At 72.5% G+C, this 15,562-nt stretch carries 11 protein-coding genes; 5 read left to right on the forward strand and 6 right to left on the reverse strand.

The window, feature by feature from the left end:
* Positions 1-65: 65 nt before the first annotated feature.
* Together ASD90_RS16805 and hrpA are read right to left on the reverse strand one after the other, a co-directional pair.
* Positions 66-989 (reverse strand): proteasome assembly chaperone family protein, encoded by a 924-nt coding sequence (locus ASD90_RS16805; protein WP_056759149.1) that lies wholly within the window; start codon positions 987-989, stop codon positions 66-68.
* A gap of 108 nt (positions 990-1,097) precedes the next feature.
* Complete coding sequence (gene hrpA / locus ASD90_RS16810; protein ID WP_056759151.1) at positions 1,098-5,180, reverse strand: ATP-dependent RNA helicase HrpA; 4,083 nt, start codon at positions 5,178-5,180, stop codon at positions 1,098-1,100.
* A gap of 137 nt (positions 5,181-5,317) precedes the next feature.
* Between hrpA and ASD90_RS16815 the strand changes: the two genes are divergently transcribed.
* The 3 genes from ASD90_RS16815 to ASD90_RS16825 all read left to right on the forward strand — a co-directional run bounded on the left by ASD90_RS16815 (position 5,318) and on the right by ASD90_RS16825 (position 7,954).
* A complete protein-coding gene (locus ASD90_RS16815) occupies positions 5,318-5,983 on the forward strand; it encodes a DUF4232 domain-containing protein (protein ID WP_157623213.1) in 666 nt (221 codons plus the stop codon).
* A gap of 334 nt (positions 5,984-6,317) precedes the next feature.
* A complete protein-coding gene (locus tag ASD90_RS16820) occupies positions 6,318-6,926 on the forward strand; it encodes a hypothetical protein (protein ID WP_157623214.1) in 609 nt (202 codons plus the stop codon).
* 59 nt (positions 6,927-6,985) lie between these two features.
* Positions 6,986-7,954 carry a hypothetical protein gene (locus ASD90_RS16825; protein ID WP_056759159.1) on the forward strand — a complete coding sequence of 323 codons (969 nt, stop codon included), beginning with the start codon at positions 6,986-6,988 and terminating at the stop codon, positions 7,952-7,954.
* A 33-nt stretch (positions 7,955-7,987) separates the two neighbouring features.
* Here ASD90_RS16825 and ASD90_RS16830 read toward each other — a convergent pair whose 3' ends face one another.
* From ASD90_RS16830 to ASD90_RS16840, 3 genes are read right to left on the reverse strand one after another with little or no spacing between them, the layout of a single operon-like run.
* Positions 7,988-9,223, reverse strand: a complete 1,236-nt coding sequence (locus ASD90_RS16830) for a peptidoglycan bridge formation glycyltransferase FemA/FemB family protein (RefSeq protein WP_056759161.1) — start codon at positions 9,221-9,223, stop codon at positions 7,988-7,990.
* Positions 9,224-9,247: 24 nt separating this feature from the next.
* Entirely contained in the window at positions 9,248-9,730 is a 483-nt protein-coding gene (locus tag ASD90_RS16835; RefSeq protein ID WP_056759163.1) for a hypothetical protein, read from the reverse strand.
* Positions 9,723-10,085, reverse strand: a complete 363-nt coding sequence (locus ASD90_RS16840) for a hypothetical protein (protein WP_056759164.1) — start codon at positions 10,083-10,085, stop codon at positions 9,723-9,725. The genes ASD90_RS16835 and ASD90_RS16840 overlap by 8 nt, the downstream gene beginning before the upstream one ends.
* Before the next feature lie 130 nt (positions 10,086-10,215).
* Here ASD90_RS16840 and ASD90_RS16845 point away from each other — a divergent pair, with 130 nt between their 5' ends.
* Both ASD90_RS16845 and ASD90_RS16850 read left to right on the forward strand, forming a co-directional pair.
* Positions 10,216-11,661: an ADP-ribosylglycohydrolase family protein gene (locus ASD90_RS16845; protein WP_056759166.1), complete on the forward strand. Its 1,446-nt coding sequence runs from the start codon at positions 10,216-10,218 to the stop codon at positions 11,659-11,661.
* A gap of 31 nt (positions 11,662-11,692) precedes the next feature.
* Positions 11,693-12,148, forward strand: coding sequence for a hypothetical protein (locus ASD90_RS16850; RefSeq protein WP_056759168.1), 456 nt, complete (start codon positions 11,693-11,695; stop codon positions 12,146-12,148).
* Positions 12,149-12,175: 27 nt separating this feature from the next.
* On the opposite strand, the gene ASD90_RS16855 is transcribed toward ASD90_RS16850, so the two are convergent.
* On the reverse strand, positions 12,176-15,520 hold the full coding sequence (locus tag ASD90_RS16855) for a TM0106 family RecB-like putative nuclease (RefSeq protein WP_056759599.1): 3,345 nt from the start codon (positions 15,518-15,520) through the stop codon (positions 12,176-12,178).
* Between the last annotated feature and the right edge of the window lie 42 nt (positions 15,521-15,562).

Here is a 15,562-nt window from a genome sequence, read left to right on the forward strand (position 1 = left end):
CCCGGCAAAGGATGGCCTTTCGACTTCTGTCAGGCGGCCAGACGTGGCCTCTCGACGGTGTGGGGCTACTGGTCCTCGTCGCTGACGTCCCTGAGGAACGCCTCGAACTCCGCACCGATCTCGTCGGCCGTCGGGAGGTCGGACAGGTCGGTGGCGAGCAGGTTGCGCTGCTGACGCCCCTCGAGGAACGTGTCGTACTGCTGCTCCAGGGCCCGGACGACGGCGGTGATCTCGTCGCTGTCCTCCATCTGGCGGGTGATCTCGGCGCGGTTCAGACCGGCGGTCGCGGCGAGCTCACGCAGGTCCAGGTCGAGGCCCGTGGCGGCGCGCACCCGCTCGAGGCCGAGCACGGCGGCGTCGGCGAACTCGCTCTGGCCGAGGTAGTGCGGCACGTGGACCGCGAAGCCGATGGCGTCGAGCCCCGCCTCGCCGAGCCGGAGCTCGAGCAGCGACGAGAAGCTCGCCGGCACCTGGACCGTGCCGAAGGCAGGGTCGTTGCCGGTGACGAGACGCGGGTTGGTGCCGTGGGCGGTGACGCCGAGCGGCCGGGTGTGCGGCACGGCCATCGGGATGCCGTGCACGCTGACGGTGAGGTCGACGCCGAAGGCCTTGATGAGCATCGAGGTGGCCTCGACCATGCGGTTCCACTGGTAGTCGGGCTCGGGCCCGACGAGGAGCAGGAAGGGCACACCCTCCTTGTCGACGACACGGTGCAGCAGGAGGCTCGGGTCGTCGTAGCTGCTCCAGTGGTCGCGGTCGAAGACCATGACGGGACGGCGGCCGCGGTAGTCGAGCAGCTGGTCGACGTCGAAGGAGGCGATGACGCGCGACTCGTGCGTCTCGAGGAGGTGGTCGGCCATGAGTCGCTGGGTGTGGCCGGCGTCGATGAATCCGCCGAGGGCGACCACGAGCACCGACGCCTGCAGCTGCTGGAGCTGGCTCGGTGAGGTGTCGCTCTCGAACTGGAAGAGCTCGGTCGGGTCCTGCACGGGTCTGGCCTTTCGTCGTACGGGGTCCTTCGTGCAACGCCTCGCCGCATCCCATGATTCCCCGCCTGTGGCCTCCGCTCGGGCGGCGGGACGGGGAGTCCCGAGCGGTCAGGCGCCCACCTTGGCGATCGCCTTGAGGATGCGCTGCGGCGAGACGCTGTATGCCGTCCCGACCGTCTGCGCGAAGAGCGAGACCCGCAGCTCCTCGATCATCCAGCCGACATCGACGACGTCGACGGCCCCGCGCTGGGCCGGCCGCAGCGAGTCGAGCAGGTCGGCGTAGCGGCCCTCGACGAGGTCGACCTGCTCGAGCGCCTGCGCGTCCCGGGCCAGGTTGGCGGGCGCCTTGTCGAGCCGGTGCGCGATGGCGCGGAGGTAGCGGTCGAGGTCGGGCAGCCGGCGCAGGCCGGTGTCGGCGACGAAGCCGGGCCGTACGAGCTCACGCAGCTGGGCGCGCACGTCGGCGAGCATCGGGCGGATGGCGGGGCTGCTCGACCGGTCCAGCTCGGCGAGCCGGTTGGTCAGGGCCAGGTGCTTGGCGAGGATCGGCTCGACGAGGCCGACGACCTGCACCACCTTGGCCGTCGTGTGGGTGCGCACGGCCGACAGCGCCCACTCGAAGTCCTCGCGCGTGCGCACGGCGTGGTCGTCACCTCCGGCGCGGTCGCTGACGGCGTCGTCGCGGATCGCGTCGACGGCCGCGGCCAGACAGTCGTCGAGCAGCGCGGTGACGCTGCCGTGCGGGTTGTGGCCGAGGGCGAGCTTCTGGGTGTTGGTCAGGCGGGCGAGGATCTGCTTCCACGGCGGCGAGATGCCGAGCAGGAGCAGCCGACGCACGCCGAGACGGTGCTCGGCGTCGGCCTCGGCGCGGGTCGGGAGCACCCGCAGGTCGACGCCCGCCCCGGTGTCGACGAGGGCCGGGAAGCCGTGCACGCCCTGGGTGCTCTCGAACGACTCGGCCACGCCCTCGTCGGGGAAGGACGTCAGCCCCGTGCGCTCGACGGACGATCCGGCGCGGCTGACCTGCCGGCGCAGCTGGGGTGCCGCCGTGTCGCGCACCGCCTCGAGATCCTTGCCGGTGGCGACGGGTCGACCGTCCGCGCCGTCGACGCTGAAGGTGACCTGCAGGTGCGGCGGGACGCGTTCGACCTCGAAGTCCGCGGGCGTCACGGCGACGCCGGCCCGCCGCCGGAGCACGGTCGCGAGTGCCTCGAGGAGTGGCCCGGACGTCGGGTCGAGCTCGGGTAGCACGGCGCGGGCGTGGTCGGGCGCTGGGACGAGGTTGCGGCGGATCCCCTTGGGCAGGCTGCGGATCAGCGCGGTGACGAGCTCCTCGCGGAAGCCGGGCACCTGCCAGTCGAAGCCCCCGGGAGTCACCTGGTTGAGGCGCTCGACGGGGATGTGGACGGTGACACCGTCCTGCGCCGAACCGGGCTCGAACTGGTAGGTCACCGGCAGGACGTTCTCGCCCTGCGTCCACGTCGTCGGGTGGTCCTCGTCGGCGATGCTGCCGGCGCTCTCGCGCAGCAGCAGCTCCTCGGTGAAGGTCAGCAGGTCCGGCGTCTGGCGCCGCACCTTCTTCCACCACGTGTCGAAGTGCCGCCCGGACACGATGTCGGCAGGAATCCGCTTGTCGTAGAAGGCGATGAGCGTGCTGTCGTCGACGACGATGTCGCGTCGTCGGGTGCGGGCCTCGAGCTCGCCGAGCCGCTCGACGAGCGCGGCGTTCTCGCGCAGGAACGCGTGCTCGGTGTGCCAGTCGCCCTCGACGAGGGCGTGCCGGACGAAGAGGTCGCGCGCGAGCTCGGGGTCGATGCGACCGAGGCCCACGACGCGCCCGACGACGAGCGGCACGCCGTAGAGCGTGACCCGCTCGGTCGCGACGGCCGAGCCCCGCTTGCCCGACCAGCGCGGCTCGGAGTACTGCCGTTTGACGAGGTGGTCGCCGAGCTGCTCGGCCCAGACGGGGTCGATGCGGGCGTTGACGCGTGCCCAGAGGCGGCTCGTCTCGACGAGCTCCTCGGCCATGACGAACTGCGGCTGCTTGCGGAAGAGCGCCGACCCGGGACTGATGCCGAAGCGCGTGCCCCGCGCACCGGCATACTCCCGCTTCTGCTCGTCGCGCACGCCGACGTGCGAGAGCAGGCCGGCGAGCAGCGACTGGTGGATGGCGTCCACGTCGAGCTCGCCCTGCGCGACGGGGCCGCTGCCCCGGCTGACGTCGAGCCCCGCCTGCTTGGCGGCCTGCTTCACCTGGCTGTGGAGGTCCTGCCACTCCCGGATGCGCAGGTAGTGGAGGAACTCGGCCTTGCACAGCCGGCGGAAGGCGCTGCTGCTCAGCTCGCGCTGCTGCTCCTTGAGGTAGGCCCACAGGTTGAGCCACGTGACGAAGTCGCTCGTCTCGTCGGCGAAGCGCTTGTGCGAGGCGTTGGCCAGCTCCTGCTTGTCCTGTGGTCGCTCGCGCGGGTCCTGGATCGACAGGGCGGCGACAATGACGAGCACCTCGCGGAGCACCCCTCGCTTGTCGGCCTCGATGACCATGCGCGCGTGGCGCGGGTCGATCGGCAACGTCGCGATGGTGCGGCCGTATGCCGTGAGCCGACGTCCCGGACGCGGCCTCCCCCGCGCCGGGGCGGGCTCGTCGTCCTCGGGCGAGAAGGCCTGCAGCTCCTCCAGGAGGCGGACGCCGTCGGTGATCTGGCGGCTGTCGGGTGGGTCGACGAAGGGGAAGCGGGCGATGTCGCCGAGTCCCAGGCTCGTCATCTGGAGGATGACTGACGCGAGGTTGGTGCGCAGGATCTCGGGGTCGGTGAACTCGGGGCGCCGGTCGAAGTCGTCCTCGGCGTAGAGCCGGATCGCGATGCCGTCGGAGACACGGCCGCAGCGACCGGAGCGCTGGTTCGCGGACGCCTGGCTGATCGGCTCGATCGGCAGGCGCTGGACCTTGGTGCGCTGGCTGTAGCGGCTGATGCGCGCCGTGCCGGTGTCGATGACGTAGCGGATGCCCGGGACGGTGAGCGAGGTCTCGGCGACGTTGGTGGCCAGGATGATCCGCCGACCGGTGTGCGACGAGAAGACCCGGTGCTGCTCCGCCGCGGAGAGCCGGCCGTAGAGCGGGACGACCTCGGTGACGGGCAGCTTCATCCCGTTCAGGGCATCGGCCGCGTCGCGGATCTCGCGCTCCCCGGAGAAGAAGACGAGGATGTCGCTGCTGTTGCCGGAGTGGCGCTCGGTCCACAGCTCCTCGACCGCCTCGCAGACACCCGTCACCATGTCGCGCTCCTCCGCCTCGGGGCGGTCGGGGTCGACGAGCGGGCGGTAGCGGACCTCGACGGGGAAGGTGCGTCCCGAGACCTCGATGATCGGCGCGGGCTCACCCGTCGTCGGGTCGGCGAAGTGCTCGGCGAAGCGCTGCGGGTCGATCGTCGCCGAGGTGATGACGACCTTGAGGTCCGGCCGCCGTGGCAACAGCTGCCTGAGGTAGCCGAGGATGAAGTCGATGTTGAGGCTTCGCTCGTGCGCCTCGTCGATGATGATCGTGTCGTAGCGACGCAGCTCGCGGTCGCGCTGCATCTCGGCGAGCAGGATGCCGTCGGTCATGACCTTGACGAGCGTGTCGCGGCTGCTCTGGTCGGTGAACCGCACCTGGTAGCCCACGGCCGTGCCGAGCTCGACGGCCAGCTCCTCGGAGAGCCGCTCGGCGACCGCTCGGGCGGCGATGCGACGCGGCTGGGTGTGGCCGATGACGCCGTCGAGACCCCGGCCGAGCTCGAGGCAGATCTTCGGGATCTGCGTCGTCTTGCCCGACCCGGTCTCACCGGCGATGACGACGACCTGGTGGTCACGGATCGCTGCGGAGATGTCGTCGCGGCGGTCGACGACCGGCAGGTGCTCGGGATACGTGATGGGAGGGACGGTGGCGGCTCGCGCGGCGCGGCGGGCCTCGCGTTGTTCCGGCGTCGGCGGCTGCCCGCCCGGGCGGCGCGGTTGCCGGGCGCGGCCGTGGTCACGCCGGTCCGGACGATCGGCCCGATCGGCCCGATCGGGTCGCTCGGGTCGGTCGGGTCGTTCGGCAGGTCCTTGCGGGCCCGCGCCCGACGAGGGCGCCGGCTCACCGGAGACCGGTCGTCGGCGACCGCGGCGACGGGGTGGCCGCGAGCGCGCGGGTGCGTTCGCGGGCTCGTCGGACATGGTCGACAGGATAGGCGCGACCCGCGGCCGGCTCCGAACGGATATCGCGCGCCGCCTCGTGATGCCCCCGGTGACGGGTTCGTGCGGGTGTCGTGGGACCGGGCGGACGAGCGCCGCCGGTCGCCTAGCGTGGGAGCGTGAGACGGACAGGGGCAGCGGTCGTGGCCGCGGCGGGCCTGGGCCTCGCGGTCATGGTGGGTGGCTGCGCGAGCCCGCCGCCCGATGAACCCGACCCGACGGACGCGCCCGCGGCTGCCGGCTCGACCAGCAAGGCGCGTCCCACGCTGCCCACGGAGCCCCCGCTCGTGCTGCCGCCACCGGGCAGCGGCCCCACCTCGCCCACAGGTCCAGCAGACCCGGCAGCACCACTCTTCCCCGACGGCCCCTGCCAGCCCAGCCAGCTCGACGTGTCGGCGAGCCCCGTGGACCCGGCCCTCGGCTACCGCCAGATGCGCGTGAGGGTCATCAACCACAGCCGGGTCCCCTGCGTCCTCACGGGGTACGCGGTCGTCACTGCCCCAGGGTCGTCCGGGACGGTCTTCCGCAACCCGCGGGGGCGACTGCACGACTCCGAGTCGGCCGACGCCCGCACGGTCCCGCTCGGCCCGGGTGCCACGGCCCACGTCGACCTCGGATGGCGAGGCGACCTGGCCGCCGCGGGTGTCGAGCAGACGGCCTCGATGACGATCGTCGTGACCGAAGGGTCGTCCCCTGCGACGGTCCCCCTCGACCCGACCTCGCCCGTGGACGTCGTCGACGGCACCGAGATCCGCGTGGGTGGCTGGAGGCCCGGAGCCGACTGAGCCCCGCCTCGCCCGGATGCCCGGTGGCTGGATGGCAGACGGTCCACCGGCGCGCGGAACGCGGCAGCGACACGGACGGTCTGAGGTGCGACGACGCGGACAGTCGAGGACCTACCGTGGTCCCACCCGTCGAAGCGAGGCACCGGTGAACGACCCCCACGGCGCGCGTCCGGCTCTGCCGGACCCCCAGCGCGACCGCCACGTCTCCTTCCCCGACGACGCGCCCACCCCCGAGCCGGTGAGGTCGGGCGCCACTCTCCCTCCCGAGGCATGGGCGTCGCGGTCATCCGATCCGGGACCGCAGCAACCCCCGGCGGCCTCGTGGCAGGCCCCCGTGCCGCCAGTGCTCACGACCCCGCCGGTCCGGCGGCCGCCTCGCCGACGCCTGCCGGGCTGGGCCGCGTTCTTCCTCATCCCGCCCCTGCTGCTCGGGATCTCGAACAACGGCTCGGAGGACTTCACGGCCGAGGACTGCTCCTACTCGGTGGATGCCGGGCCCGGATCGTTCGACTGCGCCACGGACGCCGGCCCCGAGGGCGCCGGAGCCGGCAACCCCGCTCCCGGGGACGGCGTGTCTGGCGTCTGGGTCCAGGAGATCACCGACTCGACGAGCTTCGCGCCCGTCCTGGCCGGCAAGCCGCGGATCGCCCCCGTCCCGGCGGACACCCGTGTGCTTCGTGTCGAGATCGTGACCGCAGAGCTCGTCGGGGACCCGCTCGAGGCTCAGGTCGACACGAGGGTGGGAGGGTTCAGCGTGGACTCGCGGTACGGCCCGCCCCCGCAGGCCTTCGAGATCCACCTCGACGAACGCCCGCCCGACCTGTCTGTCTCCGTCCTCGTGGGCTCGGGCTCGGGCTCCGTGCAGTGCAGGGTCTACGCCGACGACCGCCTCGTCGCCGTCAACACGTCGGACACCGTGGCCACGTGCCGTCCGGCCATGTGACCCGCTGAACGCGCACCCCCCACTAGATTGGCAGCCGCCCGCACGAGACGAGGGGACCCGTGTCTGAGACTCCGCCGTACCGAAGCGACCCGACGTGCGACACGACGGGCGACGCCGACGAGCCGACTCGTCAGGCGGACGAGGGGCCTGTCGGTCTCGAGAGCCCTGCGGACCCGGCCGACCTCCCTCCCGACGCATCGGCACCCGAGGGCGTGACGGCATACGACACGACGTTCGGCCTGGAGCGGTCTGCAGCGTCGAGCTGGGTGCCGCAGAAGGCCGGCGGCCGAGCACCAGCACCGCCGCCGCCCGCCCCGGATGCTCCCACTGCGCCGCCCCTGACGGAACGGCTGCGAACCGTCACCCTGCCCGGCGCGGCGGGACGCTCGCTCGGCGGACGGCTGCAGGCGTGGCACGTCGTCGCGATCATGGTCGGGGTGTTCATCCCGGTCGGCTTCTGGGCGGCATCGAGCCTCGTCGACGACCTCGACCCGATCGCCCGACCGGCCGTCAGCGTGACCCGCAACCGCCCTGCCGTCACCCGCTCGTTCCCCGTTCCGGTCCCGACCATCCCGCCCTCGGCGCCGGGCGCCGGCCCGACGCGGCCGGTTCCGGGGACGACGGCCGGTCCGACGCCGACCCGGTCCGTCCTGACGTCACCCCCGAAGGTCATCAGCATCCCTGCTGTTCCCGTCACGCCGGTGCCGACCGACGCCAGGACCATCCGCTTCGAGGCGTATGCCGAGAACGGCGCCCGGATCGAGGTCTCCCTCTCGGACGCGAGGCACCAGCGCTACGACTACCCCGCCCAGGCCGCGCCCCTGGCGTTCGAGGAGCCGGTCGACCCCGCGGCCACGAGCAACGACTACTACAACCTCCGGGTCCGCATCAGCGACCCGACCGGGTCGGCGGTCCGGGGCGCCGTGTCGTGCCGCGTCCTCGTCGACGGCATCGTCGTGGTCGCGCAGCAGGGCCAGCGCTACGCCACGTGCTACATCAGTCCCTACTTCGACATCCAGCGCCGCTGAGTCCACGGCTGGCGCAGCCGGCAGGCGGTGGGGTCAGATGTCGGCGGCGTCAGCCGAGGCGCGGGCGGCCTTGCGGCGCTTGTTGATCGCGATCCGAGCCGCCATCGCCTTCTCGAAGGCGAGGTGCCAGAACCTGCTGATGACGAGCTCGCGCTCCCCCACCATCTCGACGACGTCGGCGCCGGCGCCGAGCTTGAAGAGCAGCAGGCCGGTCAGGGGGCTCGTGGCCCCGAGCGAGGTGTTGAAGCCGCGGAAGTCGTAGGCCTCGCAGCCTGCTGCGGCGGCGTCACGCATCGCCTGCCACTGCAGGGCGTTGGAGGCGCGGGCGTCGCGGTTGCGCTCGGTGGAGCCGCCGTAGAGGTAGGAGAAGGTGCGCCCGAAGCGGATCATCAGGGCCGAGGCGAGCACGTCGCCGTCGATGTGGGCCTCGTAGAACCGCGCCGACACCGGCGCGTCCGCACCGTCGGACGCGAACGACCGCGCCATCACGTCGAAGTACGCCTTGGGGCGGGGCAGGAAGTTGTCGCGATCGGCCGACTCGACGTAGAGCGCGTGGAAGGTGTCGAGCCCCTCGGGCCCGACCGCGCGCACCTGCACGCCCGCCTTCTCGGCCTTCTTGACGTTGCGACGCCACTGCTGGTTCATGCCCTTGAGCAGCTCCGCCTCGGAACGACCCCGCAGGTCGACGATGCAGAGCAGGCGGGGCTGGCCCACCGCGACGCCGTCGGCGCCCAGCGGGAGCCAGTGGTTGCGGTCCAGCCACGCCTCCAGGCTGCGTGCCGCCGGGTTGTCGACCGCCGTGGGCAGGCTCGTGAAGCTGAGCAGGCCGTTGTCGACGACCTGCTTCTTGACCGGCTCGCGGTCCCAGATGCGGGAGACGACCGGGTAGCCGAGCCGGAGCGCGAACGCCTTGTTGGCCTTGGCCCACGCGACGAGCGGGTCGAGCCAGGCCGCCGGGTCGGTCGCCACGACGTCCCACGGCAGCCCCGGCCCCTCGGGCAGGTAGGCGTAGGACCGGGAGAGGCGCGGGATGGTGCGAGAGAGGACGAGCCCCGCGCCGACGCGCGCCCCAGAGGCGTCGAACCAGCCGAGGTGCGTGCGCCGCCAGCCCGCCTTGGCGCGTCCCCACGCGGGGGTCTGCAGGAAGCTGCCGCCGAGCTCGAGGAGGGTCTCGACGGCCTCGTCGCCGCTGATCTCGCGGACCGTCAGGGGGCCGGCGACGGGTGTCGCCTGCGGGGTCGGCGCAGGGGCAGGGGTCTGCTCGGTCATGGCGGCAACCCTATCGGCGGCGCGTCAGTCCGCCGACCGCGCCACCTCGGCATCGGAGGCGGCGGTGGCCCGGGCCGTGCGGCGGATCCACCAGAGGCCGACAAGCGGCAGCACGAGAGGGACGTAGCCGTAGCCCGCGCCGAAGTGTGACCAGACGGTCTTCTCGGGGAAGGCCTCCGGCCGCACGACGCTCCAGGTCCCGACCACGAGCACGCCCACGAGCTCGACCGTGAGGGCGATGGTCGCGAGGCGCACGGACGCACGGTCGCCGCGGGCCAGGCCGATGGTCGCGACGAGGTAGATGAGCGCGGCGAGCGCCGACAGCAGGAACGGGACGGGTGCCCGGTCGAAGTACTCGGTGATCTGCAGGATCGACCGACCCGTCGCGGCGAGCGCGAGGAGACCGTAGACGGCGACGAGCACGCGGCCGAATCCATGACCTGTGTGGGGTCGCTCGACCGCCGGCTCGCCGGTGGTCCCTGAAGGGGTGGGCGACTGCTCAGACATTGAGGCTCCAGACCTGCTGCAGCCGGGCGACGAGGATCGCCACGACGAGCGCGCCGCCCAGCACGACGGCCATGGCCCACTGGGTCTTCTCCTTGACCGCGATGACGATCGTGGCCGGGATGACGAGCAGGACCGTGAACAGGTACGCGATGAACGTGGCCCGCTCCGCACCGTCGGCGATCGCGGACGCCTTGGCCAGCCCGACGACGAGCTGCACGACCAGCGCCACCTCGATCGCGGCGCCGACGATGATGAGCGGGTCGTCGACGAGACGGCCCCGGATCAGGTGGTGCGTGGCCAGGAGGCCGAGCAGGCCGCTCGCGACGAGCAGCACGATGGTCAGGGGTGGGAGCACGCGAGAAGCCTACGGCGTCAGCCGCGCCGCTCCTGAGCCGGGCGTCCAGGGTCGGACCACGCCGCGTGCCGTGCCGGACCGGACGGTAGTTTCATCCCGAAGCAATCCCCCGCGTCCTCGAGGAGCAGTCGTGTCGATCCGCCCCATCGCCGTCGACCGCGCGGCCGGGGTGCTCCTCGGTGAGGCCTGCGGAGACGCCCTCGGTGTGCCCTACGAGATGGCGGCGCCCCCGGTCGGCGAGGCCGTCATGAAGGGCGGCGGCCTCGGGCCGTACGAGCCGGGCGAGTGGAGCGACGACACCCAGATGACGCTCTGCGTCGCCCGCATCGCCGCCCGGGGCGTCGACCTCACCTCGGCCGAGGGTCTCGACGCCGTGGCGGACGCGTTCACGGCATGGCTCGACGGCGGCGCCACCGACGTCGGAGTCCAGACCCGCGCGGTGCTCACCGAGGCCAAGGAGCTCACCGGCGCCTCGCACGAGCGACTCACCCGGGCGAGCGAGGCGCTGCACGCGTGCACCGGGCTGACCGCGGGCAACGGGGCGCTCATGCGGACACCCATCGTCGGGCTGTCCGCGCTCGACGACCGCCAGGCGACAGCACAGGCCGCCCGGGCCATCGCCCTGCTCACCCATGCCGACCCGCTCGCCGGGGACTCCGCGGTGCTGTGGTCCGAGGCCATCCGGGTCGCCGTCACCGAAGGCCGTCTGGACCTCGCGGCCGGCCTCGACCTCGTGAGCGCCGCGAACGTCGGGCGCTGGGGCGACTGGATCGAGGCCGCGACGGGCGCCGAGCCGGGTCAGTTCGGCAACAACGGCTTCACGGTGACCGCGCTGCAGGACGCGTGGGCCGCCATCACGACGACCGACCGCGGCGACGGCTCCGCGATGCACCTGCAACGAGGGCTCCAGGCCGCGGTGCGCGCCGGTCACGACACCGACACGGTGGCGGCCATCGCCGGCTCCCTGCTCGGCGCCCGCTACGGCGCCTCGGCCGTGCCCACGCAGTGGCGCCGCATGGTGCACGGGTGGCCGGGCCTGCGCGCGCACGACCTCGTCGAGCTCGCCGTGTCGACGTCGGTGGGTGGCCGTCAGTTCGGCGAGTGGCCGTCGGTGACGTCGATGAGTGACCCGGAGATCCCGACGCTGGGCATCCCGCACCCGATCGACCCCGACATCGTTCTCGGGACCGTCAGCGACCTGGGTCGGGTGCGCGAGCTCGACGTGCAAGCGATCGTCTCCCTCTGCGCCCTCGGCCTCGAGGACATCCCGGCCACCGGCATGACGGCCCGCGACCACATCGAGTTCTGGATCAACGACGAGGAGCAGGAGGAGTCGAACCCGCACCTGGACTTCGTCCTCGACGACGCCTCGTCGGCGCTGCGCCAGTTCCGTGCCGAGGGCAAGCGGGTCCTCGTGCACTGCCGGCAGGGCGTCCAGCGCACGCCGGCGGTCGCCCTGCGGTATGCCGTCGACCTCGGCGTCGCCCCCGAGCTGGCCGAGCGCTCGATCCGGGACGCGCTGCCCGGCATCCGCGGTGAGGGACGTCTGTGGGACGTCGCCGCGCACGGCGCCTGACCCGGGCCCGGCGCCGGTCTACAGTGCCGCCATGAGCGAGATCGACCACCGCCGCCTCGGCGTGGATCTCTACAACGCGACGTGGGACCTGCTCGAGCAGACCGACCGCTCACCCGAGGACGACGACGAGATGCTCGCCCGCGCCCACGCGTCGATGTACCACTGGGGTCGGTACGACGGGGTGCAGCCGGAGAACATGGGCCGTGGCCACTGGCTCGTCTCCCGGGTGCACGCCGTGCTCGGGCAGCCCGACGCCGCGGCGTACCACGCGGCCCGCTACGTCACGATCGCGCGGGGCGGCGCCGGTGAGCCCTGGGACCTGGCGGCTGCCCTCGAGGCGTCCGCGAGGGCAGCAGGTCTCGGCGGCGACTTCGAGGCGGCCGATCGTTTCGAGGCCGAGGCCCGGGAGGTGCTGGCGACGATGGACGACCCCGAGGACCGCGAGGTCGTCGAGAAGGACCTGGCCACGCTCCCCCGGCGTCCCTGACGCCGGAGGTCCCGAGAGCCTGACCTGTCAGGACCAGACGGTCTTGGCCTCGTCGACGTAGCGGCACAGCGCGTTGACCGCGCGCAGCTCCTCCGGCGTGTGGACCTCGGCGTCGGTGAGCAGGGGGCTGCCGACGATGACGGCCATCGCCTTGGCACGCGAGATCGCGACGTTGAGGCGGTGGAGGTCGTAGAGGAAGGAGACGCCCCGCGGGGCGAGCGCTGCCGTGGTGCTCGCCATGGAGTAGATGACGACGGCCCCCTGCTGGCCCTGGAACTTGTCGACCGTGCCGACCCTCGCACCGTCGGGCAGCTCGGCCCGGAGGGTCGCGACGTGTGCGTTGTAGGGCGCGACGACGAGGACGTCAGCGAGCCCGATCGGACGTGAGTCGCCTTCTGCCGTGGTCCATCTCCCGCGCAGCAGGTCGTCGACGAGGGCACGGACGACCCGGGCCTCCTGACGGCTCGACTGCTCGCAGGGGGTCTCGTGCTCGACGGGCACCCAGCACAGCCCGTCGCCCGACAGGGCGCCCGGCGCCTCGACGCGGAGCCGCTCACGCCCCGGAGCCGACTCGAGCCGACCCTCGTAGGCGAGCTGCGACACGAACGCCGTCAGGCTCGGGTGCATCCGGTGCGTGCGGTCGAGGAAGACGCCGCGATCGTCGGCGATCACGTCGTGGACGAGCCCGTCGTCATCGGTGCGCAGGTGGTCGAGAGCCGAGACACCCGATCCGTAGGGGTGGACCGCCTTGGTCGGCTGCGTCAGCTGCTGGGGGTCGCCGAGCAGGACGAGTGACCGGGCGGCCGGTGCCACGGCGACCGCGTTGGCGAGCGAGAACTGTCCGGCCTCGTCGATGACGAGCACGTCGACCGCGTCGACCATGTCGTCGCGCGACCACAGCCACGCCGTGCCCCCGACGAGCGTGGCGTCCCCGGTCGCGAGAGCGGCCGCGATGGCGGCGTTGTCGGAGGTGTGGCGGATCAGGGCGTTGGGGTCGTCGGGCTCGTCACCCTCCTCGACGTTGGTGCCGTCCTTGTGCCAGGCGGGTCGAGCCACCTCGTCGAGGAGGTTGAGCACGACGGCGTGGGACTGCGCGGTGACCCCGACGCGCAGCCCCGCGTCGAGCAGCTCACGGATCAGGGCCGACCCGGCGTACGTCTTGCCGGTGCCGGGCGGACCCTGGACGGCCAGCACCTCACCGGCCAGGCCACGGCCGACGCGGACGACGACGTCCTTCGGCGTCTCGCCATCGCGCGGTGCGAGCACGGCGGCAGCCGGGACGACCCGGTCGACGAGCCGCGTCGCGAGGTTGGCGCCTCCGGACAGCGCCAGCTCGGCGGTGCGGGCGATGCTCGCCCGGAGCGCCTGGTCCATGACCGGACCAGGCCCGCCGAGCCCTCGCGGCCGCGGCGGGTCGAGCGACTTCTTCATCGACAGCTCGACCCAGCCCTCGACTGCATCGAGGCCGACGACCTTGCCGACCGGGGCGTGCGTGTCGACGTCGGGGACGTACTTGCCGACCGACACCTTGCAGTCCTGCGGCGGGAACGGGTAGCGCCAGACCTTGGAGAGCTTGACGATCCGCATCTCCTCAGGCTCTCCGAGGTCACCGATCGCGGTGCCGTCCTCGACGAGCTCTGCGGTCTCGAGCTCCTTGTAACGGAAGAAGTCCCACCACTCGGGCCGCTTCTCCCTGCGGTGCCAGCCCACGAGCCCCGCCAGCAGCGTGTGGCCGTCGGCGACGAGCCGGTCGGCCAGCGCGATCTCGGCGCGCTCCTCGTCGCCGATCTCGCGCAGCTGCTCCGGCACCGGCCGACTCAGCGTGTGCCCCGACCGTGCGAGCTCGGCGCGTCGCTCCTCGAGCCACTCGTGCAGCGCGAGGGTGGACCGGACGTCCTCCTCGTTGTAGCGACGGATGTCGTCGAGGATCGCCTGGTCCGCCGAGCCGTCGTCGCGACCGGCGAGCCAGCGTTCGTACTCGACGACGGACGACAGCCCGTCGGCGACACCCGCACCGTCGGCGGACCGCGTGTGGCCCCAGTAGAACTCCTCGAGCTTCTTGATGGAGTAGGAGCCCTTGCTGATGCGGACGCCCTGGCGCACGACGGCGTAGAGGTCGACGAAGACCTCGTGGCGCAGCAGCTGGTCGAGCTCCGCCTCGCGGGTGGCGTGCTGCCCGACCAGCCGCTTGAGGGCCGTGGTCTCGTAGGGCGCGTAGTGGTAGACGTGGAGGTCGGGGAAGCGCCGCCACCGCTCGGTCAGCCAGTCGACGAGGTCGGTGGTCAGGCGGCCCTCCTCGGCGAAGTCGTGGGCCCAGAACTCGACGAACTCGCCCTGTCGGGTCCAGATGCCCGCGAGGTACTCGCGCCCGGCGCCGCCCTCGGCCCACGGGTCGCCCTCGAAGTCGAGGTAGACGTCTCCCTCGTCGGGCTCAGGCAGCATCTGCAGGCCACGCGCCGGCTCGGGGTCGAGGAGCTCGTACTGCGCCTGCCCGGTCTCGCGTTCGGCGAGCTGCAGTCGCGCCTGCTGGAGCAGCCGGCGACGGCTCGCGATCGACAGGGCAGGGGCCAGTCGCTCCTCGGTGGACTCGGCGAGCGAGCGGAGGGTCGGGATGCCGAGGTCGATGAGCGCGGCGCGGTGGTCGGCGCGCATGCCGGCGACCTGGATGAGGTCGTCGCGGTCGAGCCACTCCTGGGCACACCGCTCCTTCCACCGGCACTGGCCGCAGTGCTGCACCCGCGCCGACTCGGTCTCGCGGGGGTTGGCGATGGCGTCGAGGAGCTCGGCGCGGCGACGTCGGGCATAGGGCGCCACGTCGACCAGCCGCCACGGGTGCGACTCCGCGTCGCCCGTGACGACGGTCAGCCACTGCGGGGGCACGCCCTGGAGCAGCTCGAGGCGCGCGGCATACGTCGCCATCTGGAGCAGCGCGGGGACCTTGAGCCGGCGCGCGAGCTTGGTGTCGGCGATGTCGTAGCGCCACGGGCCGAGGTCGCTCGGCTCGTCGACACGCAGCAGGAAGTCGGCCAGGCCCACCCAGTGGCCGTCGAAGAAGGTCGCCTGGTAGATCACGTCGACGCCCCGACGCATCGCGTCGAGCGTCGCCGCCTCGGCCTCGACGCCGCGCACGCCGAGGGCCGCGATGTCCTCGACGACGCGCCCCTCGGCGATGAGGCGCTCGAGGTAGGCGTGCTCGTGCTCGAGCCCCTTGGCGAAGACGAGGTTGAGGGAGTCGTCGGCCCCGCTCGCACCTCCCGCCGTCCGGCTGCCCGAGTCGAGCGCCTCCAGGTCGAGCGTCGTGATGTGCGCGCAGGCGACGTGCTTCGTCAGGTCCGTGGGACTCAGGACGAGGTGACCGTCGATGCGCTGCATGGCGCCGAGTATGCCGTCCGGCACCGACACCCTCGACACCTG

The organism is Terrabacter sp. Root181 (assembly GCF_001428505.1).
Lineage (GTDB): Bacteria > Actinomycetota > Actinomycetes > Actinomycetales > Dermatophilaceae > Terrabacter.

What these genes read in the sequence shown, in the direction of transcription:
- ASD90_RS16830 (WP_056759161.1), bottom strand. Translation starts at nt 9,223, where the DNA reads ATGACCGAGCAGACCCCTGCCCCTGCGCCGACCCCGCAGGCGACACCC.
- ASD90_RS16835 (WP_056759163.1), bottom strand. Translation starts at nt 9,730, where the DNA reads ATGTCTGAGCAGTCGCCCACCCCTTCAGGGACCACCGGCGAGCCGGCG.
- hrpA (WP_056759151.1), bottom strand. Translation starts at nt 5,180, where the DNA reads ATGTCCGACGAGCCCGCGAACGCACCCGCGCGCTCGCGGCCACCCCGT.
- ASD90_RS16855 (WP_056759599.1), bottom strand. Translation starts at nt 15,520, where the DNA reads ATGCAGCGCATCGACGGTCACCTCGTCCTGAGTCCCACGGACCTGACG.
- ASD90_RS16850 (WP_056759168.1), top strand. Translation starts at nt 11,693, where the DNA reads ATGAGCGAGATCGACCACCGCCGCCTCGGCGTGGATCTCTACAACGCG.